This window comes from Pedobacter duraquae (genome assembly GCF_004362245.1).
Classification (GTDB): Bacteria; Bacteroidota; Bacteroidia; order Sphingobacteriales; family Sphingobacteriaceae; genus Pedobacter; species Pedobacter duraquae.
Genome location: NZ_SNWM01000002.1, coordinates 878313 through 896500, shown reverse-complemented (window position 1 = coordinate 896500; position 18188 = coordinate 878313). Strand labels below are relative to the sequence as shown.

Sequence of the window (18188 nt, the reverse complement as noted above, 5' to 3'; positions counted from 1 at the left end):
TTGTTTATTTTAAACTAAGATATTAGTTGTTTTTGTCATCTGCAAATGAATTTATACGTCTGCTAAGATTTTTTCCTCAATAGGAATGGAAATATAGAAAGTTGTCCCCTTACCTAAGGTACTTGTAGCTGAGATGTCGCCATCATTCCGTAACATAAATTCCCTGCACACCACCATTCCCAGCCCGGTGCCTTTCTCATTCATTGTTCCTCTTGACGATACACTTTTGCCATCAAAAAGGTTTGCAAGAAATTCGGGAGACATGCCGATGCCATTATCCTTAATGCAGAGCACCATGTGCCCGTCTCTGGAATAGGTAGCATAAACTTCGATCGTGCTTCCTGGGTTACAGAATTTAATCGCATTGTTCAGGATATTTCTGACTACAATCTGTATCATTAACATATCTGCGTACACGCCTTGTCCTGGAAATACGTCCTGGATGATAGTGATATCTTTGGCTTTTGCAGAAGGTAAATGATAATCGATCTCGTTGATTATCATTCCTTTCAGGTCAAAATATTCTTTATTAATCCCATAACCTTTTAACTGGCTTCTTGACCAATGCAGAATATTCTCCAGCAAGTCTGTAGTATACAGAATATCCTTGCTCAGGGTTGGTAAGATATCTTTGAATTCATCAATACTGATGACATCGTTAGCGATCATTTTAAGTACTTCTGACAGATTCACCAACGGACCACGAAGGTCGTGTGCTATAATAGAAAAAATCCTGTCTTTAAGCTGATTCAGTTCCTGGAGTTCATCAGCCTGTTCTTTAATTTTGCGAGCTTCATGACGCAGATTGGTTAAATCTTGAAACTTAACGATCGTCGCTTCATTATTTAATTTGTTTTCATTGAGGTATCTGATATCAGCTTCAATATCGAATGTACCCGTCGCGGTTTGTAAAACAAGTTCCGATTTTCCGGATCTGTTTTCTGTAATAGACTTTATAAGAAATGTCTCTCCCGGAAAAATCTCAGAGATTTCCCGCCCGATAATTTCGTTGGATTTCAGATCCCCGGTATATTTTTTAAAAGCAATATTGTAGTCGATAACCCTATTGTGCTTGTCCAATACCATAAAACCATCCTGCATCAGTTCAAGGACTTTTTCTCTGGCAACGGGCAAAATATCAAAAAGTTTAAATCGGTAAATGCCAAGAAAAATTAACAAAATGGTGGTAATAAAAGCAAAAGGGGTGACATCCAGATTTCCCAGCGGTCTAAACCCAAGAAGGTAGGATATATTTGCGATCCAGGGGATCAGCGCAGCGATCAAAATACTGTAATTCTGTTTTTTGTAGATTGCATCGGCTTTTCTGAATTTAACGAGTAAGAGGTATCCACCAATAGCTAACAAGATGTAAAAGTAGGCAGTAAATATCCGGTAAGAAATTCCAGGTTCTATGGCTACCATTGGGAAATCACTTTCCAAACTTAAGTGCAGGGCTTTATAATGTAGATGATGGTATTTGTTTGTCCACTCCAACAGTATAGTGATGACCGGTACAATGAGAAAAAGTGCGATGTTGCGGTTCGATTTTATCCATTTTGACTGTCCTGATAATTCAACACAAAAGAAAAACCAATTGATGGGCAATGTGGCGATTCCTAGGTATTCGATATTTGTGAAGAACTTCATCTGGTCTAGCGTGCTGCTAGCCAGCTCAAAACCGTATGCTACCGACCAGATTCCATTTGACAACATCATCAACCCGAACCACCTGACCGCACCCCCTTCCTTCTTATATACATAATAAGAAAGGAAAAGTGTCAGCGCACCACATACTATCAGTATGAGTGCGTATGTGTTAAAGGTAAATTCCATTCAAAACGGTTAGTCGGGCGAAATATCTATAACTTGAAAACAAAATCATAAATTTCCGGTTTAGTAAATATAAAACTACGTAATATACTTAATATTAAAAACCTTAGTTTTACATCTGTATTATCCATTTCATTCATTAAAATTATTATGAAAAGAATTATCCTTTCCGCACTGATGCTCTGCAGTAGCGTTGTTGCCTTCAGTCAGGTATTGCCTAGTTTCCAGTTTGGTATTAAAGGTGGGGCGAACCTCTCTAAATTCAGTACAGACAATGTTTTTGATAGCGATAACCGGGCAGGCTATTATGCTGGTTTCTATGCACGTGTTGGTGCCGTAGGCTTGCATTTCCAACCTGAACTTTATCTTGCCGGAAAAAACACAACCCTTGTAAGTGTAGCTGGTGTGGATAATAAAGTGAAATTTACCAGTGTAGATGTCCCTTTGTTAATAGGAACAAAAATCGGTGCAGCAGGAGTTGGACTGAGATTAAATACTGGTCCGGTTGTGTCATTTATTGTGGATAAAAAACAATCCTTTGGAGCCGCGACAACTAATATTTTCAATGGTAATTTTAAAGATCAGGCATTTGCCTGGCAGTTTGGTGCTGGTCTTGATCTTGGTGGATTGGGCGTAGACCTCAGATATGAAGCAGGATTGACTAAGCTTGGTAAAGATGGATATAACGACAAGAAGTTAAGTCTTTTCACTTTGGGACTCGCCTATAAGCTGTTCTAAAAAATATATACTTACAACTCGTTGATAGAAGGGTAATCCAAAAGGTTATCCTTCTTTTTTTTGGCCTTAAAGTTGACGTATAATCCACCCAACTCTAAACCTAAAATCATGAAGATCACAGAACTGCTGCTGAAAGGGCATAGCTTCCCTGCTTTGTTAAAAACATTTGGAATTGACGGTAATGATGTCAAAATTCAGGACGAAGACATCATCATGGCCGACCAGTTTTCTAAACATCAGGATACTGTTAAGGAAACCATCTGCATCGAAGCAAAAAATAAATCAGGTGTTTTTAATTTATTCGGAACATTACATTGCAATCTTGTTAACAATCTCGCGGTATTTGAGATGCAAGGCTTTGAACAGCTGCGTCCAGTATGCTAAGCTAACTTTGGAACTTCTTTAATCTCGTATGTAAATGCACCAGCGATGGGTCGTATAGGAGTGTCGTGTGCGTCACTCAGTACCTTAATGAAACATGCGCCATAATAAAAGATAAATGAAGAGTAAAAGACAAATAGCATGATCAAGACAATCGAGCCCGAGGCGCCATAGATGTTGCCAATATTACTCAGTGGAAGCATAATCCGCAGGATATATTTTCCAATTGTAAATAAGACCCCTGTTAACAATCCACCTTTCCAACTCGCTTTCCAGGCAGGGCGTCCGTTAGTAAGATATTTAAAGAGTACGCTAAACCAAACGGTTACGATTGCGATAAAAAGTAACTGATTGAGGATTGCTAAAAATACTTTGCCGAAGCTCGGTGAGGCATTATTGATATAAACTCCGATAAAAGCTTGAATGCTGTCTGTTACCAAACCCGTGGTAAAAAGAATGCCCGCCAATAAAATGATGACCATAGAACGGGCGCGAAGTTTTAATTTAAAAAGAAAACTTGAATGCGGCTTAATGCCTATCGACCAGATTTGATCCATTGAGCTTTTAATAACACTAAACAACGTGGTAGCCACAAAGAGAAAAAAGATGAAACTAAAAATAGTAGCTATCCAGTTTTGATCGATGTTCCGAATATTTCTCAGCGTCTGACGAATCTGCACAATACTACTTTCGTCAAGGATGTTTGAAAGCCGTTCAAATAATTTTGTTACCAATATCTTGCGATCGATGAAATATCCAAACAGTCTGATCAATATGATTAAAATAGGTGGTAGGGCAAAGTTAGTAAAGAAGGCTGTAGCGCCAGCAAGCCTTAAGGGATCATTCTTTTGAAAAAGGTTAAAGGCTTGCCTTAGGTGAGCACTAAATGTATGAATTTGGGTAAAAAGCCTTTTAAACATTCTTTTCTAACAATTGCAGCCCCGAAAGTAACTATTTTATTTATTTAACCCGGTGATGCACCAATTGTTTTACAATCGTCCGCAATAAAAAGGCGGGTGCTTATAAAAGACCCGCCTGTAAATGTTATTGTTATAGATTTCCCCGGAGTTCTTGTTCTCGCTCTAAAGATTCGAACAATGCTTTGAAATTTCCTGCGCCAAAAGATTGTGCGCCTTTTCTTTGTATAATCTCAAAAAACAAAGTTGGACGGTCTTCTACAGGTTTAGTAAAGATCTGTAAAAGATAACCCTCTTCATCACAATCTACCAGAATCCCCAGCTCCTTAAGTTTAGCGATCTCCTCATCAATTTCACCTACTCGATCAGGCATCATATTATAATAAGCCTCCGGAGGAGCGCTGAGGAATTCCACGCCACGCGATTTCAATTCCCTAACAGTAGTCAGGATATCTTTAGTCGCTACCGCTATATGTTGAACACCCTCGCCTTCGTAAAATTCCAGGTATTCTTCGATCTGAGATTTCTTTTTACCTTCCGCAGGCTCGTTAATTGGAAACTTAGAAAAACCGTTCCCATTACTCATCACCTTACTCATCAATGCTGAATATTCTGTATTGATTTGCTTGTCATCAAATGAAAGAATATTTACAAAGCCCATTACCTCTTCATACCATTTTACGGTCTCATTCATCCTGTTCCAGCCTACATTGCCTACGCAATGGTCTACATAAAGCAAACCTGCATCACCCGGATTGTAATCGCTCACCCATTCTTTATAACCCGGCAAGAAAGTACCAGTATAGTTCTTGCGTTCAACAAACATGTGGATGGTTTCTCCGTAAGTATAAATCCCGGACATTTTAACTTCCCCATGCTCATCGGTCTTCGTTATAGGTTCCAGATAGGGTCTGGCACCCCTTTTTGTGGTTTCTTCAAATGCACTATAGGCATCATCTACCCATAAGGCCAAAACCTTAACGCCATCGCCATGTAATTTAACATGTTCCGAAATTGGGCTCTCAGATTTTAAGGCAGTGGTAAGTACCAGTCTGATCTTTCCTTGCTGTAAAACATAAGAAGCATATTCTCTTACGCCGGTTTCGGGTCCCGCATAGGCGAGCGACTGGAAGCCGAACGCAGTTTTGTAGTAATGTGCCGCTTGTTTAGCGTTACCGACATAAAATTCAATGTAATCTGTACCATTGATCGGTAAAAAATCCTGCGCTTTGGCAATCTTTTCTGCAAATGTTTGTGTTGACATAGTATAACTATATGTGTGTGCTTATTTATTCAATGTTAATTTGCCAGCTTTTGTGGTAGTTCTCGTCCTCAATCGCTATGGCATCTTCAGTGAGCATCAGTGGTCTGAACGGGTCTATCATTACCGCCAGCTCCTCCGTTTTCTCTTTACCAATGGATTTCTCAACAGTACCCGGATGTGGTCCATGTGGAATGCCCCCGGGATGTAAGGTTATTTGTCCGCGTACAACACTTTTACGGCTCATAAAATCTCCATCCACATAATATAATACCTCGTCACTGTCCACATTGCTATGATTGTAAGGAGCAGGAATAGATAATGGATGGTAATCGTATTTACGAGGAACAAAAGAGCAAATCACAAAGTTATGGCCTTCAAAAGTTTGATGTACTGGTGGCGGCTGATGTAACCTGCCGGTAATCGGCTCGAAATCATGAATGGAAAATGCCCATGGATAATGAAACCCATCCCAGCCTATAAAATCGAAGGGATGAGTGCCGTAGGTATACGGGTATATTAAACCTTGTTTTTTAATTAATACTTTGAAATCCCCAAATTCATCATTCGTTTCCAAATCCACAGGCCTTTTGATATCCCGTTCGCAGTAAGGCGAATGTTCCATTAGCTGTCCATATTCATTTCGGTAACGTTTAGGACTCCGGATTGGGCTAAAACTCTCTATTATGAACAAACGATTATCTTCGCTATCGAACTCTAACTGATAGATCGTGCCACGTGGCACAACAAGGTAATCGCCATACGCAAATTTGATCTTGCCAAAACCAGTTTTCAAAGTTCCTGTGCCCTCATGGATAAAAATCACCTCGTCTGCCTGGCTGTTTTTATAGAAATAATCAGTCATGGATTTTCTAGGTGCAGCGAGCGAAATGTGCAGATCGGCATTTACCAACACCGGTTTCCTGCTCTTCAGATAATCATCTTCAGGTTTAATGTTAAAACCGATCAGGCTCGTGTGTTTGAGGTGTTTTTCCCGGGCAATTTTTGGTTCAACAGAATACGGCTCGCCAAGCGACTTCACAATTGTCGGCGGGTGGCAGTGGTAAACCAAGGAGTAAAGGCTTGAGAAACCTTCTGTAGAAACCAATTCTTCTGCATACAGTTCGCCATCCGGTTTCCGGAAAACGGTATGTCGCTTTGGAGGAATTGTTCCCAATGTGTGGTATATAGGCATATCAATATTGATTTGGTTAGACTGATTAGATAACGAGTAAAACGCAGAAACGTTTTAACCAGCAGCGTATTAGACGGGATATCTAGTTGGAATATTGCGCAAAGATGATCTTAGACAGCATCGCATAGCGAAATGCCGCTAGGATCTGGCGTGAAATCTGACTATTGATGGATAACATCTTGTTCATTTGCGTTGCTAAATTAGGGATAGTTATTGAAAGTTGTTTAGCAATCAAGGGATTATTCTTCAAAAAAGATATTTAATGTCATTAATCCTTGAAATCTGCAAACAACTACTTAGCTTTATCCCCATCTAACCATTTAAAAACTGTCAATTATGAAGCTAGTTTCTTATCTAACAGACGATCGTGAACATCTGGGTGTTTTCGTTAACGGACATATCTACAACTTAAATTCGTGTGATAAACTGCTGCCTAACGAGATGAATGCTTTTCTTCGGGGCGGCGTTGTACTAATGGATCGGGCGAAGAAAATTGATGCACAGATAAAGAGTGGTGAGTTGGAGCCTAAGGAAGAGGCCTTTTATGAGGTGCTGGCGCCCGTGCCACATCCGACATCCTGCCGCGATGGTTACGCCTTCCGTCAGCATGTTGCTGCAGCGCGTAGAAACAGGAAGGTAGAGATGATTGCTGAATTTGACCAATATCCGATTTTCTACTTCACAAATCATAATGCCATTCAAGGACCTGGAGAAATTGAATGTATGCCTGATCATTTTCAAAAGCTTGATTTTGAACTTGAAGTGGCTATCGTGGTTGGAACTAAAGGTAGGAATATCACCGCTGCGGAAGCCGATTCCTATATTGCTGGCTTTATGATCATGAATGATATGAGCGCGCGTACTTTGCAGATGGAAGAGATGTTATTGAACCTTGGCCCGGCTAAAGGAAAGGACTTTTCTACGGTTATAGGCCCATGGTTAGTTACACCCGACGAACTCGAAGAATACAAAACAAGTCCTAAAGAAGGACATACTGGTAATGCGTATAATCTGGAAATGTCTTGTTTAGTAAATGGTAGTGAGGTTTCAAAAGGAAACATGGCCGATATGGACTGGACTTTTGCAGAAATTCTTGAGCGCTGTGCATACGGTGTTGATATTTTGCCTGGCGACGTGATTGGCTCCGGAACCGTAGGTACAGGCTGCTTTTTGGAGCTGAACGGAACGGGGTTACTCAACGATGCGGCTTATAAGCCACAATGGCTGCAAGACGGTGATATCGTTGAGATGAAGATTACCGGTCTCGGCATCTTAAATAACACCATCAGAAAGGCTGATACTGATTTTTCTATACTTGCCCTTAAAAAATAATGCTGACCTTAAATGCTTCAGAAATGAGCCCGGTGCAGTTGCAAAATTATTTGCAATATGCAATTGCACCGAGGCCGATATGTTTCGCTACAACCATAGCAGCAGATGGACAGATCAACCTTAGTCCATTTAGTTTTTTTAATCTGTTTAGTACCAATCCACCAGTGTGCATATTTTCTCCTGCACGCAGGGTACGTGATAATACGACAAAGCATACACTCGAAAACGTACTACAGGTAAAAGAATGTGTGATCAATATCGTGAATTACGATATGGTGCAACAGACAAGTCTGGCCAGCACAGAATATGCAAGGGATATTAATGAATTTGATAAAACTGGTTTTACCATGCTTAAGTCAGAATTGGTAAGTCCACCACGTGTGGCAGAAGCGCCGGTTCAGATGGAATGTATAGTCACTGAAGTACTTTCCATGGGGCCGAACGCAGGTGCAGGAAATCTGGTGTTTGCAGAAATCAAGCGCATTCACATCAAAGAAGAAATTCTTGATGCTGATGGGAAAATTGATCAGGGAAAGATTGATCTGGTAGCCCGACTGGGTGGCGACTGGTACTGTAGGGTTACACCAGAAAATCTTTTTAAAGTTGCTAAACCCCTGACTACGTTAGGTATTGGAATAGATATGCTACCCTTTGAAGTTAGAAACTCAAGAGTGCTTACCGGAAATGATCTGGGGATGCTGGGTAACATAGAACACTTACCAACGGCAGAAGAAATCGATGCCCTCCGCAGTCATGCTTCAGTAAAAGAAGTACTGGATGCTACAATAGGGGATGGGACAACGCGTACCAGAGCATTACACGAGTTGGCGAGGAACTTTTTGGATAATGGAGAAGTATTAAACGCGCTTAAAGCTGTGCTGCTGGATTAGATAATACTCACAGCCTTCAGAAAACGGCCTCTATAGTAATCGTTTAATGTAGTTATGGTGACGGCATTTGCCTTACCTGACGTTGCATGGATAAACTGGATCTCATCACCATCAATAGCGTAAATAATGCCAACATGGCCTACAGATCGAACTTTAGGATTTGTTCCTGTAAAAATTAAAATATCGCCGACTTTTGCTTTAGCCAGTTCTACTGGTGTTCCCGTATTGCTGAATTCTGAAGAGGAACGGGGTACGTTAAATCCGAAATTATGGAACACATAACTTACAAAACCAGAACAGTCGAAACCGCGTGCAGGGTTACTTGAAGCATAATGATATGGCACACCAATCAAAGTTTTTGCAAAGCCGATAAGCTGATTTGCCGGGTGCTGTACAGGAAGTGACGAAATCAACTGCTGCACCATGTGCTGCATTTTTAAGGATACTGTTTGTGCCTGCCCTGCTGTAGCAAAAAAGCACACAAAACAAAAACTAAAGAGGATTTTCTTCATAAGCCATGCCAAAGATATCAAAAATACCAAAGTATGGAAGTTATGTTGATAACTTGCTGATTATGGCGTTGTAACGGCAACCGGTAACACCTTCCCGTTAAAAAATTTGTGCCCGGTCTTAGCGAAGTCCGCTACATACTTACCCATTTCAAAAGCCATTACTGGTGACTCATAGCCCGGAAACGCTTTTTCCAGCATTTCTGTTTGTGCTGAGCCCAGTGCCAGGCAGTTGATCTTAATTCCTGTGTCTGCAAGTTCATAAGCCAGACATTCGGTTAGTGTATGCAGTGCTGATTTACTTGAAGAATAAGCGGACAGGCCAGGGAACTTAACGCTGCCCTGATAGCCACCCATACTTCCGATATTTACAACATGACTTCCTTTTTTTAATAGCGGCAGAAGATTTTTAATCATGTTAAAATGACCCAGAACATTTCCCTGCAACATATCTGCGAAATCTTCGACAGAGGTTTCGAGGAAAGGCTTGTTTACTAATACACCTGCGTTGTTAATCAGTATATCGATCTCGCCGAGGCGTTCTTTCAAAAATGGAATTAATGCGGCATAATCATCTTTGACGATATCAAATTCAACCGGTAGCAAAGTGCAGTCCGGATTAATACCCCTGGCTATTTCCAGTAATTTTCTCAATTTATCTGCCGAGCGGGCAATACAGACGATTTTGTGATCAGTATGCAATGCAAATTCAAGTGCAGCTTCAAAGCCAATACCACTGCTGGCACCCGTTAAAACAATATTCATTATAAATCTTCCTCTTCTGTAATTAGTTGTGTAACTGGATTCTCAATCACGTGTAATCCGTCTTTTATTAGTTTCTTATGCTCTGGTTCGTTTAATGCCCGATGCTCTAGCGAAATTCTGATCTCACGTTCCAGTTCTGGAAATTGCTTGGTATGGTAAAGTATCTCCAGAATCTGTAACGCACACAGCCAATCAGACCGATGTTCTGCCTTTAGGCTAGCATAAATCTCCGGAAGATCTTCGTAACCCGTCTCCTGCTCGCGGATATCACGAACCATTTGGTACAGCGCATGCAGCTTCTGGGTAGGGAGGTCATAGCTTACCTTATGCGTTTGCTTATCGCTGATATGGGTCAGCTCTTCATATGCATCCTTGTCGGCAGCCCCATTAAATACAGACACGATTTTTTCACCCACAGCCATATCATAAACGCCCCAGTCGGGCTGGAACAATATATTCCCGTTTTCCTCTTTAACCGTACAATCTTCAAAGGTGATAAGAATCAGTTTGTCGCCCTTTATCAGGAGTTCAGATACAAGGCCTTCAACGTGGATCCTGCTGTCGAAAAGCAATGCTCCTCGCGTTCCTTTTACGATCCCTAGGGCCTCGAGTTCCGTTAAATTATGATCTTCCAAAAGTTTTTCATAGCCTGAGAGTTTTCCTACGGGAGAAGAAAATCCATCTTTGTGATATAACTTGTGGTGACCATCCAGTTGTTTATCTTCAAATGCCAATGCTGAAGGACCGCTGGTTTTAATGAAGGTAAGTTCATCATGCTGGTCTACGCCCATATCAGTAAATATGCCTGTTACCTGTAATCCAGAACTGTATACTGCGGTTGCGGGGTTTTTGCAGCCTATTGCTTTCATTAAACTTTCAGTTCCACCGCGTCTAAATGCCATCGTATCCGCAAATTGTTCCAGCACATCAATCAGATTTTGAAAGGTAGGCGTTACAAATAGTTGTGGTTGGGTTTTAGTTATATCGTATTGATAGTTTACAGTATCAATGGTGTACCAGATCTTTTTAACTTCTTCCGTCAGGCAACTGCTGCTTTCTCCGATTGAAGATAACAGACCCGCACCGTAAATCTTTGGATTTTCTAGCGTGCCGATCAAGCCATATTCTACCGTCCACCAGTGTAATCGACCCAACAATGCCATTTCTGATGGTTCGCCCATATCGTCTGCAACAGCACGTAAATGCTGCTCCGCTTTAACTATTATCGCCTCGTCTACATCAGCAGCTTCTTTAAGTATGGAAAGATTGCGAATCGCCTCGTACAATTCAAAATCTTTGGCAGAAAACATCGCTTTGGCACCAATAGAACCAATATAACTTAAGTAGCTGTTGTAATCCGCATCAGCGATAATCGGTGCATGCCCGGCAGATTCATGGATGATATCCGGCGCTGGTGTATATTCAATATGGTTAATTTGTCTGATATCTGCTGCAATCACTAAAACGTGATAAGCCTGGTATTCCATAAAAGCCGCAGGAGGTATAAATCCATCAACGGTAACAGCACCCCAGCCTAATTTACCCAGATTGTCATTCATGGTTTGCAAGTCCGGAATATATTCAATACTCAACCCGGCCCGTTGTAAGCCTTTGATATAAGGGTAGTAAGCCACATCTTTCAGGTAGCTATAGTTCTGACGCATTACATAACGCCAGACTGCCTGATCTATCGGCGTATATTTTTCGTAATGCTGTTCAACAATAAATTGCCTTAAATGCTTTGGGAGCTTAGCTACCTGCGGATTATTGAAGTCGTTAAAATCACTCATTACAAATCGGATTGATATTTCGCCAATATAGGTTGATACATAAAGTTAAGCAAATATTATCTCGCCCTATGACGAAAAAATGATCTATTTCTTTACTTTAAAAGAGAAGTGTTTTTGAGAAAAGTAGCTGAAAACAGCAAGTATAAGGGAAGTAACGAGTTTAGCGACTGTAGGATAGAAGCTAAATGCTTCAACCAAAACTTTGATAAACGCATAATTTAATAGGATATTAGTAGCTACAACAGATCCATACCTAAAAAGTTGGATCCGTCCCTTTAAGTTTGACTGTGTAAAAACCAGGTATTTATTGAGTAGGAAACCTATCAAAAATGTAAGCAATGATTCTATTGCCAGTGCTGCAATAGGTGCCGTGATCAGTGGCATGCCTTTGATTTGTACGTCTTCCTGCTTTAATATAATGTTATAGGCGATGTAATAGACAACCACACCTGCAACCATTGTAGTGCCACCTGTAGCAATATATCTAAAAGTATGTGGAGAAATCCAACGCGAAAAAGGTGGGTAAAAAAAGTCTATAAATCGTAATATCGCCTTCCGCATTTCCTTAATTAAACACGAAAGTAGGTATTGCCGGGCAATAACAGTAAGGGTGTAAGAAATTATTTACAATATACACCACTGATAACCTTAGATTGGTTTTAGGTTTGGGATAGCCACAAAGTCCATCGTCGCAGAATATTTATAGTGTGGATGTGGTTGGATACTCACGCCAACGATGTTGAGTCCCAACGTATTGTTCAGGATATTTTTTCGATGTCCAAGATCTGCAACTCCCTGATCAAGCAAAAGCAGGCTTACATTTGCCAGACCTGTGGAAAAGCCAAAAGCAAGATTCTCTGCCATTCCTCTGTTGGGATAATATTTCTCAATGCGATTTACCATTGTCCTTCCGTCATAAGAATTATGTCCGGCAACGTTATGCTTATTCATATCCTTGCCGTGTTGTTTCGCAACATAACTCAAGCTTTCATCGGGATACAGCAAACTTAGGTTCTTGACATTTTTCAGATCCTCTTTCAGTCCACGATAGTATGGGTCATATCTGTTAATCTTCAGATCATTATAATTACTATATTTTTTCATCTGTTGATTGTGCATATCTACATAGTCCTGGAAATAGGTGTCGAAAAATTTCGGTCCGTCCATCCTAACCAGATTCATATAGAAAATGATCTTTTTTTCTTCATCTGTAAGATAATTTACATTGGAAGCGGTATTGGCTTTGTTGATTTCCTCCTGGGTCCAGCCAGGGGCGGGCTGCGCATATTTTACCGTAAAATCAGGGAGGGTCATTGCCTTACTATACAAAGGCAGCGTAAACAGATATAGGGCGAGAATAAATTTCATAGGCTAACAGTAAACAGGATTTCCTGTCTACTGTTATTGACAATAATCTCTCCAAATGGTTTATTTGAACTGCACTTTATGAATTTACATCAACAAATTCAACATCTCTCTGAGTTCTTGAACCTCTTGCTCCAGCTTGGATATTCGTTCTTCCAACGCAGGGTCAGTGTTAGGAGCTACTGCTGTTATTTCTTGCTCTGGGTTTTCTGGTTCTTGTGCTCCGCCGAACAGGTGCATGTAACGCGCTTCCTTCTGGCCGGCTTTTTTAGCAAGCTGCTTTACGTAGGTGGGTTCTGATGTGGCCAGCTTTTGCAGGCTCTCTTGAACTTCTTCTATCGTTTCGAATTCATACATAAGACCCGAATTTGTATTAATTTCACCTGGGGTAGAAGGTCCTCGGAGTAGTAACAGGCAGACAATAGAAAGGTCGGATGGCAATAACGGATACATAATTGCAAGATTGTGCTTCCATTTCACAGCCCTGCTTCCCGCTCCGGTAACGGTACTGGCGAGCCCTTTGATTTTCAGGCCATTCAAGGTTAATACGACAGTTTCTTCATCGTAATTTACAACAGGATTTCTGGAAGTTTTTTGATTACAGGCAGCAGTAAGCCCGTTAATGCTCATGGGATAATAGTCTGGTGTTGTTCTGCTTTTTTCAATCAGAACACCTATAATTCTTTGTTCAATGGCACTGAGCTGAATCAGCGGTTTAATATCTTCCATAAAATAAAGATATAAAAAACTGCCTTATTGCAATATGAGCGTTTAGAGAAAGGCAATCAAATTCAATGTCCCGGATTAAACCGGGACAAATCAATTAATGGTTTAATTTTTTGTTGTTAACAAAAGTTAAGTATAGCGCAGCCACTGCCAGGACAAGTGTAAGCGATAAAATGATGATAGTTACGTCTGTATTGCTCATGATCAAATATTTTGTATGAAGGTAACAAAATTCCATACCTCCGGTTGTTTTTTTTAGTAAATAAATTTGCAGTGATCATATTTAGCTGTACATTTGTACTGTAATAAAAATAATTACAGAATGAACAACAGCAGGTTTTCCATCGCTATCCATATCCTCACCTTGCTTCATCAGGAGAAGGGCGCGCTGGTATCTTCTGATTATTTGGCAGGCAGTATAAATATCAACCCGGTTTTGGTTAGGAAAGAGTTGAGCAATCTTGCAAAAGCGGGCTTGGTGACTAGCAAGGAGGGTAAAAATGGTGGGAGTTACCTTGCTAAAGCGGCGGAAAAAATTACATTGGATGAAGTCTATAAAGTAGTCCGTCAGGATTATCTGCTGGGTCAAAACAAGAATACCCCCAATCCGCAATGTCCGGTGGGGAAACAAATAAATGGGCATTTGAATACATTGTACGACAAAACGGAGCAAGTACTGATCCAGTCGCTAGCTACACAAACGCTTGCTGACTTCAGTCGTTTATTTGACTGATTTTTTTTAAACTAAACTGTAATAATTAACATTACAATAATATATAAACAATAAAACGATAAGTATGAAAGTAGCATTAATCGGAGCAACAGGATTTGTTGGCTCAAGCATTTTAAAAGAATTGGTAAGTCGCGGAACAGAAGTTATCGCCATCGCTCGCAAAACTGACGAAATTGATACAACAAGTCCGCTGGTAACGGCTTTGGCAGTAGATATCATGAACAAGGAATCCCTGAGCAATGCCATTCAAGGAGTAGACGTGGTAGTTTCAGCTTTTAATCCAGGTTGGAGCAATCCCAATATCTACGATGATTCTTTAGCTGGCTTACAATCGATTCAACAAACCGTTAAGGATGCCGGCGTACCACGTTACCTTGTAATTGGTGGTGCAGGAAGTTTATTTATCAACGGACAACAGTTAGTAGATGGTCCTGAGTTTCCAGAAGCGATCAAGGCAGGGGCAACTGCAATGAGAGATTATTTAAATATACTGAAAGAAGAAAAAGATTTACAATGGACGTTCTTTAGCCCGGCGATCGAAATGCATCAGGGTACTAAAACCGGGCGCACAGGAAAATACCGTTTGGGTAACGATAGTCCGGTATTTAATGACGAGCAACGGAGTATCCTGTCGGTAGAAGATCTTTCTGTTGTCATCGCTGACGAATTGGAAAATAATGCGTTCCCTAATCAACGTTTTACTGCTGCTTACTAAGCAGATTTCTTGTATACTATAGCCTTTATAAATCCCTGGTAATACGTTTGTATATCCAGGGGTTTATAGTTTTTAGCTATAAAATAGGGTTGCATGGGTATGAGTGTTGTGGCTTCCACATGGGCAATTTTTCCAAAAAAGTAATACATAGTGCTGAGTAGCCATTCCTGCCATTTGCTACCGCCATTTTCAGGATTATCAAAATCACTGAACAACCAGAGGCCGGAGGGTTTCAGCATATGATTCAGTTTTGAGAAAACCTGCTGAATCCGCTCTTCCTTGAAATTGTCAAATAAAAATGCCGTGATCACAACATCGTAACGGCAGTCGTCAATAAAATCTTCTATAGGCAGGTTTACAAATTCCAAGATATTTCCCTTGGCAGATCTCTTTGATGCCAAGCGTATCATCTTTTCAGAGATTTCTACATAAGTGATTTTTAAACCTTCACCACATACTTTCGATATTTCTTCCAATATCCAGCCTGTACCTCCGCCTACTATTAAGATGTTGCTTCTGGAGGGAATGAATTTTATTTGTGCTATCTGTGCTTTTACCTGCGATTTAAAAAACACCATTCTGCTCAACATATCGTAATTGCGGGCAATCGCATCATAGTTGTTTAATTTCATGTCAGATGAGGTCAGGTGCAATTAGTATTCCAATAATACCGCAGACGGCTTTCACAAAAATCAGTCCGTCAATTACGATCAGATAATAGAGTATCCGTTGTCTATGATGCATAGAAAATGCAACGAGCATAGTCAATAAAAAAGGAAGCAAATTAAAGCCTACTCGTATTGCAGGAAAATTACGAACATAGGCGAAAATAAGCAATGAAATAACGCCAATACTCAACAGTGGCAGAAGGATATAGAAGATTGTTTTACGGATGCCGATACGAACTACAAACGTTTTTAGTTCCAGATTCGCATCAATCGCGTAATCCTTAATATCGAACATAATGGCATTTACGGTGCAAAACATCCAGTTTTTTATAAAAAGCCATACCCACAAAACGTCTGTAGGGAAGGGGGTACCCCGCTCTATTTTCAGTAGTATCAAGGGGAGGATATTTGCCGTACATGCCCAAATAAATCCGATGATAAACGGCTTTAGCCAACCTGTATTTCTGAGGTTCAGATTAAAAAAGAATGCTGGTAACAAGCCGTAATATAATGCTGCAGCACCGAGAACAATGAAAACAAAGACCCAGTAGGATAGCGGTAAATGCAGAATATGATGCAGGTTCTTGAAAAATAGATAAGCAAATAGGGCAATGGCGCTCGCTCCCAGGAAAAGCTGACTAATACTTAGGAAACGGTGGTGTTTAACATACCAGGCAGCCCTCGGATTGCTGTAGTTGCTAAACTTATTAACTCCCATGTAGGCATAGGTATAATAAACGATGGGTGCAGAAAAGATTAGCGCATAATAGGCTAAAGAATTAAAAGGAACATTAAGTTGCAGCGTTGACTCAATAGTTAATACTACCGCCAGGATGCCAATAAAATAATTGCCAAAAAAGATAAACCTGACGAGTTTCGATACCATTTCAAAGCAAGGTAAAAAGAAATTAAATGTTTTTATGGCAAACGTTTCAGGAATAAATCGTGTTAGGTAGCTACACGCATGTCACATCCGGCTTAAAAATAGAATAAATCTCCTTATGTCGTTACATCAATCGCCCGAAAAAATAAAAAAAGAATTGTCCTACATCCAGAAGGTTTGGCAAACTGTAGCTATTGTAGCACTGCTGGTTGTCGTAATTTTAATCGCGAGGGTAGCTTTTAATGTTTTGCTGATGATTTTAGCAGGGTCATTGATTGCAGTGTATTTTCATGGCTTAGGAGATATGATTGAGCGAAGGACAAAATTGAACAGACGTGCGGCCATGATCATTTCTGTGGTAGGCTCATTTGTAATCCTGGGTACATTGCTTTGGTTTATGGGTACAAAGATTCAAGACCAGATTGCTTTGTTAACCGAATCGTTGCCGCATACCATAGAGTCTGCTAAAATTAAATTAAGCCAAAGTTCGACGGGTACTAAGATTTTAGATTATCTCTCAGAAGACAGCAATTCAAAATGGATGGCTACGGCTCAGCGATTTTTCAGTACGAGTTTTGGTGTTATGGGTAACCTCTATGTAATTCTATTGCTTTCGATATTCTTTACTGCAAATCCCAATATTTACAAAGATGGGATGCTTAAACTGGTTCCCCAAGGAAATAAGGGGCTGGCCAAAACTTGTATAGATCGTACCAGTCTGGTATTAAAAGGTTGGCTCAAGGGTACAATGTTATCTATGGTGCTGATCACAATCCTTATTGCAGTAGGCTTGTCTATTATGGGAATTCCTGGAGCGCTGGTACTGGCAATGCTAACCGGGATGCTCAAACTAATCCCAAATTTCGGGTCCATGGCGGCCATGATTCCGGGAGTTTTACTGGCACTCACCGTGAGCACCAACACAGCCTTAATTGTTGCACTCATTTATATCGTTTCTCAGACTATAGTAAGTAACATTGTTACGCCCCTTATTCAGAAGAGGATGATCAACCTGCCGCCTGCTTTAACAATCATCAGTCAGGTAATTATGGGCACGCTTTCAGGGGCTTTGGGAATTATTCTTGCTGTGCCGTTGCTGGCAATTATTATCATACTTGTTGATGAATTGTATGTGAAGAAAATTGCTGCAAATGAACAGATTTCAGAAGAAGTAGTTCCCGATCTTTAAAACCATTCTGTATTTATACTGTTCGTTAACTATGATAGAACAAACACAAGAATATCAAAACCATACTGGGATAGATGCATTTAACTTGTTTTATGGCATCCAACATCAATTCGGAAACAAGTATAGTTATCAAAGAAATGGCGATCAACTGGTGATTTCAAAATTGGATAAGCAATCTTTCGGAGAGGTTACATTTGGGAATGCAGTAGTCAGGATTTCCCTGTCCGATTCTGTGGGATCCGATGAAAAGGAAACGTTAGCATTTATAGAAAATTTGTCTGCGTTGCTCGGTAAATAAAAA

20 protein-coding genes are annotated in these 18188 nt (G+C 40.4%); 8 read left to right on the top strand and 12 right to left on the bottom strand.

Annotated elements, in window-relative coordinates; genetic code table 11:
- Positions 1 to 51 precede the first annotated feature (51 nt).
- Complete coding sequence (locus CLV32_RS09925) at positions 52 to 1833, bottom strand: sensor histidine kinase (protein WP_133554938.1); 1782 nt, start codon at positions 1831 to 1833, stop codon at positions 52 to 54.
- Between the two features lie 147 nt (positions 1834 to 1980).
- Between CLV32_RS09925 and CLV32_RS09920 the strand changes: the two genes are divergently transcribed.
- Together CLV32_RS09920 and CLV32_RS09915 are read left to right on the top strand one after the other, a co-directional pair.
- Positions 1981 to 2568 carry an outer membrane beta-barrel protein gene (locus CLV32_RS09920; RefSeq protein ID WP_133554936.1) on the top strand — a complete coding sequence of 196 codons (588 nt, stop codon included), beginning with the start codon at positions 1981 to 1983 and terminating at the stop codon, positions 2566 to 2568.
- A gap of 108 nt (positions 2569 to 2676) precedes the next feature.
- Positions 2677 to 2952 carry a hypothetical protein gene (locus tag CLV32_RS09915; RefSeq protein ID WP_133554934.1) on the top strand — a complete coding sequence of 92 codons (276 nt, stop codon included), beginning with the start codon at positions 2677 to 2679 and terminating at the stop codon, positions 2950 to 2952.
- Here CLV32_RS09915 and CLV32_RS09910 read toward each other — a convergent pair.
- The 3 genes from CLV32_RS09910 to CLV32_RS09900 all read right to left on the bottom strand — a co-directional run bounded on the left by CLV32_RS09910 (position 2949) and on the right by CLV32_RS09900 (position 6322).
- On the bottom strand, positions 2949 to 3869 hold the full coding sequence (locus CLV32_RS09910; RefSeq protein WP_133554932.1) for a YihY/virulence factor BrkB family protein: 921 nt from the start codon (positions 3867 to 3869) through the stop codon (positions 2949 to 2951). The two genes, CLV32_RS09915 and CLV32_RS09910, sit on opposite strands and share 4 nt — an antisense overlap.
- Before the next feature lie 130 nt (positions 3870 to 3999).
- Positions 4000 to 5130 (bottom strand): 4-hydroxyphenylpyruvate dioxygenase, encoded by a 1131-nt coding sequence (gene hppD / locus CLV32_RS09905; RefSeq protein ID WP_133554930.1) that lies wholly within the window; start codon positions 5128 to 5130, stop codon positions 4000 to 4002.
- Between the two features lie 25 nt (positions 5131 to 5155).
- Positions 5156 to 6322, bottom strand: coding sequence for a homogentisate 1,2-dioxygenase (locus tag CLV32_RS09900; protein WP_133554929.1), 1167 nt, complete (start codon positions 6320 to 6322; stop codon positions 5156 to 5158).
- Positions 6323 to 6658: 336 nt separating this feature from the next.
- Between CLV32_RS09900 and CLV32_RS09895 the strand changes: the two genes are divergently transcribed.
- Positions 6659 to 7654: a fumarylacetoacetate hydrolase family protein gene (locus CLV32_RS09895; protein WP_133554927.1), complete on the top strand. Its 996-nt coding sequence runs from the start codon at positions 6659 to 6661 to the stop codon at positions 7652 to 7654.
- Positions 7654 to 8544 (top strand): flavin reductase family protein, encoded by an 891-nt coding sequence (locus tag CLV32_RS09890; protein ID WP_133554925.1) that lies wholly within the window; start codon positions 7654 to 7656, stop codon positions 8542 to 8544. Before CLV32_RS09895 ends, CLV32_RS09890 begins: the two co-directional genes overlap by 1 nt.
- On the opposite strand, the gene CLV32_RS09885 is transcribed toward CLV32_RS09890, so the two are convergent.
- The 6 genes from CLV32_RS09885 to CLV32_RS09860 form a co-directional block, all read right to left on the bottom strand.
- Entirely contained in the window at positions 8541 to 9056 is a 516-nt protein-coding gene (locus CLV32_RS09885; protein WP_133554923.1) for a C40 family peptidase, read from the bottom strand. The genes CLV32_RS09890 and CLV32_RS09885 overlap by 4 nt on opposite strands.
- Before the next feature lie 60 nt (positions 9057 to 9116).
- Positions 9117 to 9818: an SDR family oxidoreductase gene (locus tag CLV32_RS09880; protein WP_133554921.1), complete on the bottom strand. Its 702-nt coding sequence runs from the start codon at positions 9816 to 9818 to the stop codon at positions 9117 to 9119.
- A complete protein-coding gene (locus CLV32_RS09875; RefSeq protein ID WP_133554919.1) occupies positions 9818 to 11608 on the bottom strand; it encodes an aromatic amino acid hydroxylase in 1791 nt (596 codons plus the stop codon). Before CLV32_RS09875 ends, CLV32_RS09880 begins: the two co-directional genes overlap by 1 nt.
- 84 nt (positions 11609 to 11692) lie before the next feature.
- Positions 11693 to 12169: a GtrA family protein gene (locus tag CLV32_RS09870; RefSeq protein WP_133554917.1), complete on the bottom strand. Its 477-nt coding sequence runs from the start codon at positions 12167 to 12169 to the stop codon at positions 11693 to 11695.
- Between the two features lie 87 nt (positions 12170 to 12256).
- Complete coding sequence (locus CLV32_RS09865; protein ID WP_243732277.1) at positions 12257 to 12976, bottom strand: CAP domain-containing protein; 720 nt, start codon at positions 12974 to 12976, stop codon at positions 12257 to 12259.
- Between the two features lie 84 nt (positions 12977 to 13060).
- Positions 13061 to 13702 (bottom strand): YceH family protein, encoded by a 642-nt coding sequence (locus CLV32_RS09860; protein ID WP_133554915.1) that lies wholly within the window; start codon positions 13700 to 13702, stop codon positions 13061 to 13063.
- Positions 13703 to 14021: 319 nt separating this feature from the next.
- Here CLV32_RS09860 and CLV32_RS09855 point away from each other — a divergent pair, with 319 nt between their 5' ends.
- Together CLV32_RS09855 and CLV32_RS09850 are read left to right on the top strand one after the other, a co-directional pair.
- Complete coding sequence (locus CLV32_RS09855) at positions 14022 to 14432, top strand: Rrf2 family transcriptional regulator (protein ID WP_133554913.1); 411 nt, start codon at positions 14022 to 14024, stop codon at positions 14430 to 14432.
- 64 nt (positions 14433 to 14496) lie between these two features.
- Positions 14497 to 15147 (top strand): NAD(P)-dependent oxidoreductase, encoded by a 651-nt coding sequence (locus tag CLV32_RS09850; protein ID WP_133554911.1) that lies wholly within the window; start codon positions 14497 to 14499, stop codon positions 15145 to 15147.
- On the opposite strand, the gene CLV32_RS09845 is transcribed toward CLV32_RS09850, so the two are convergent.
- Both CLV32_RS09845 and CLV32_RS09840 read right to left on the bottom strand, forming a co-directional pair.
- Positions 15144 to 15779: a class I SAM-dependent methyltransferase gene (locus CLV32_RS09845; RefSeq protein ID WP_133554910.1), complete on the bottom strand. Its 636-nt coding sequence runs from the start codon at positions 15777 to 15779 to the stop codon at positions 15144 to 15146. The two genes, CLV32_RS09850 and CLV32_RS09845, sit on opposite strands and share 4 nt — an antisense overlap.
- A 1-nt stretch (position 15780) precedes the next feature.
- Positions 15781 to 16701, bottom strand: coding sequence for a UbiA prenyltransferase family protein (locus CLV32_RS09840; RefSeq protein WP_133554908.1), 921 nt, complete (start codon positions 16699 to 16701; stop codon positions 15781 to 15783).
- A gap of 115 nt (positions 16702 to 16816) precedes the next feature.
- Between CLV32_RS09840 and CLV32_RS09835 the strand changes: the two genes are divergently transcribed.
- Both CLV32_RS09835 and CLV32_RS09830 read left to right on the top strand, forming a co-directional pair.
- Positions 16817 to 17887 carry an AI-2E family transporter gene (locus CLV32_RS09835; protein ID WP_133554906.1) on the top strand — a complete coding sequence of 357 codons (1071 nt, stop codon included), beginning with the start codon at positions 16817 to 16819 and terminating at the stop codon, positions 17885 to 17887.
- Positions 17888 to 17918: 31 nt separating this feature from the next.
- Positions 17919 to 18185 carry a hypothetical protein gene (locus CLV32_RS09830; RefSeq protein ID WP_133554904.1) on the top strand — a complete coding sequence of 89 codons (267 nt, stop codon included), beginning with the start codon at positions 17919 to 17921 and terminating at the stop codon, positions 18183 to 18185.
- The last annotated feature ends 3 nt before the right edge of the window (positions 18186 to 18188 follow it).

Coding starts and splice junctions, on each gene's coding strand:
- CLV32_RS09890 (WP_133554925.1), top strand. CDS start 7,654: ATGCTGACCTTAAATGCTTCAGAAATGAGCCCGGTGCAGTTGCAAAAT.
- CLV32_RS09835 (WP_133554906.1), top strand. CDS start 16,817: ATGTCGTTACATCAATCGCCCGAAAAAATAAAAAAAGAATTGTCCTAC.
- CLV32_RS09885 (WP_133554923.1), bottom strand. CDS start 9,056: ATGAAGAAAATCCTCTTTAGTTTTTGTTTTGTGTGCTTTTTTGCTACA.
- CLV32_RS09915 (WP_133554934.1), top strand. CDS start 2,677: ATGAAGATCACAGAACTGCTGCTGAAAGGGCATAGCTTCCCTGCTTTG.
- CLV32_RS09900 (WP_133554929.1), bottom strand. CDS start 6,322: ATGCCTATATACCACACATTGGGAACAATTCCTCCAAAGCGACATACC.
- CLV32_RS09865 (WP_243732277.1), bottom strand. CDS start 12,976: ATGAAATTTATTCTCGCCCTATATCTGTTTACGCTGCCTTTGTATAGT.
- CLV32_RS09870 (WP_133554917.1), bottom strand. CDS start 12,169: ATGCGGAAGGCGATATTACGATTTATAGACTTTTTTTACCCACCTTTT.
- CLV32_RS09860 (WP_133554915.1), bottom strand. CDS start 13,702: ATGGAAGATATTAAACCGCTGATTCAGCTCAGTGCCATTGAACAAAGA.
- CLV32_RS09910 (WP_133554932.1), bottom strand. CDS start 3,869: ATGTTTAAAAGGCTTTTTACCCAAATTCATACATTTAGTGCTCACCTA.
- CLV32_RS09840 (WP_133554908.1), bottom strand. CDS start 16,701: ATGGTATCGAAACTCGTCAGGTTTATCTTTTTTGGCAATTATTTTATT.
- CLV32_RS09895 (WP_133554927.1), top strand. CDS start 6,659: ATGAAGCTAGTTTCTTATCTAACAGACGATCGTGAACATCTGGGTGTT.
- CLV32_RS09850 (WP_133554911.1), top strand. CDS start 14,497: ATGAAAGTAGCATTAATCGGAGCAACAGGATTTGTTGGCTCAAGCATT.
- CLV32_RS09830 (WP_133554904.1), top strand. CDS start 17,919: ATGATAGAACAAACACAAGAATATCAAAACCATACTGGGATAGATGCA.
- CLV32_RS09845 (WP_133554910.1), bottom strand. CDS start 15,779: ATGAAATTAAACAACTATGATGCGATTGCCCGCAATTACGATATGTTG.
- CLV32_RS09920 (WP_133554936.1), top strand. CDS start 1,981: ATGAAAAGAATTATCCTTTCCGCACTGATGCTCTGCAGTAGCGTTGTT.
- hppD (WP_133554930.1), bottom strand. CDS start 5,130: ATGTCAACACAAACATTTGCAGAAAAGATTGCCAAAGCGCAGGATTTT.
- CLV32_RS09875 (WP_133554919.1), bottom strand. CDS start 11,608: ATGAGTGATTTTAACGACTTCAATAATCCGCAGGTAGCTAAGCTCCCA.
- CLV32_RS09855 (WP_133554913.1), top strand. CDS start 14,022: ATGAACAACAGCAGGTTTTCCATCGCTATCCATATCCTCACCTTGCTT.
- CLV32_RS09880 (WP_133554921.1), bottom strand. CDS start 9,818: ATGAATATTGTTTTAACGGGTGCCAGCAGTGGTATTGGCTTTGAAGCT.
- CLV32_RS09925 (WP_133554938.1), bottom strand. CDS start 1,833: ATGGAATTTACCTTTAACACATACGCACTCATACTGATAGTATGTGGT.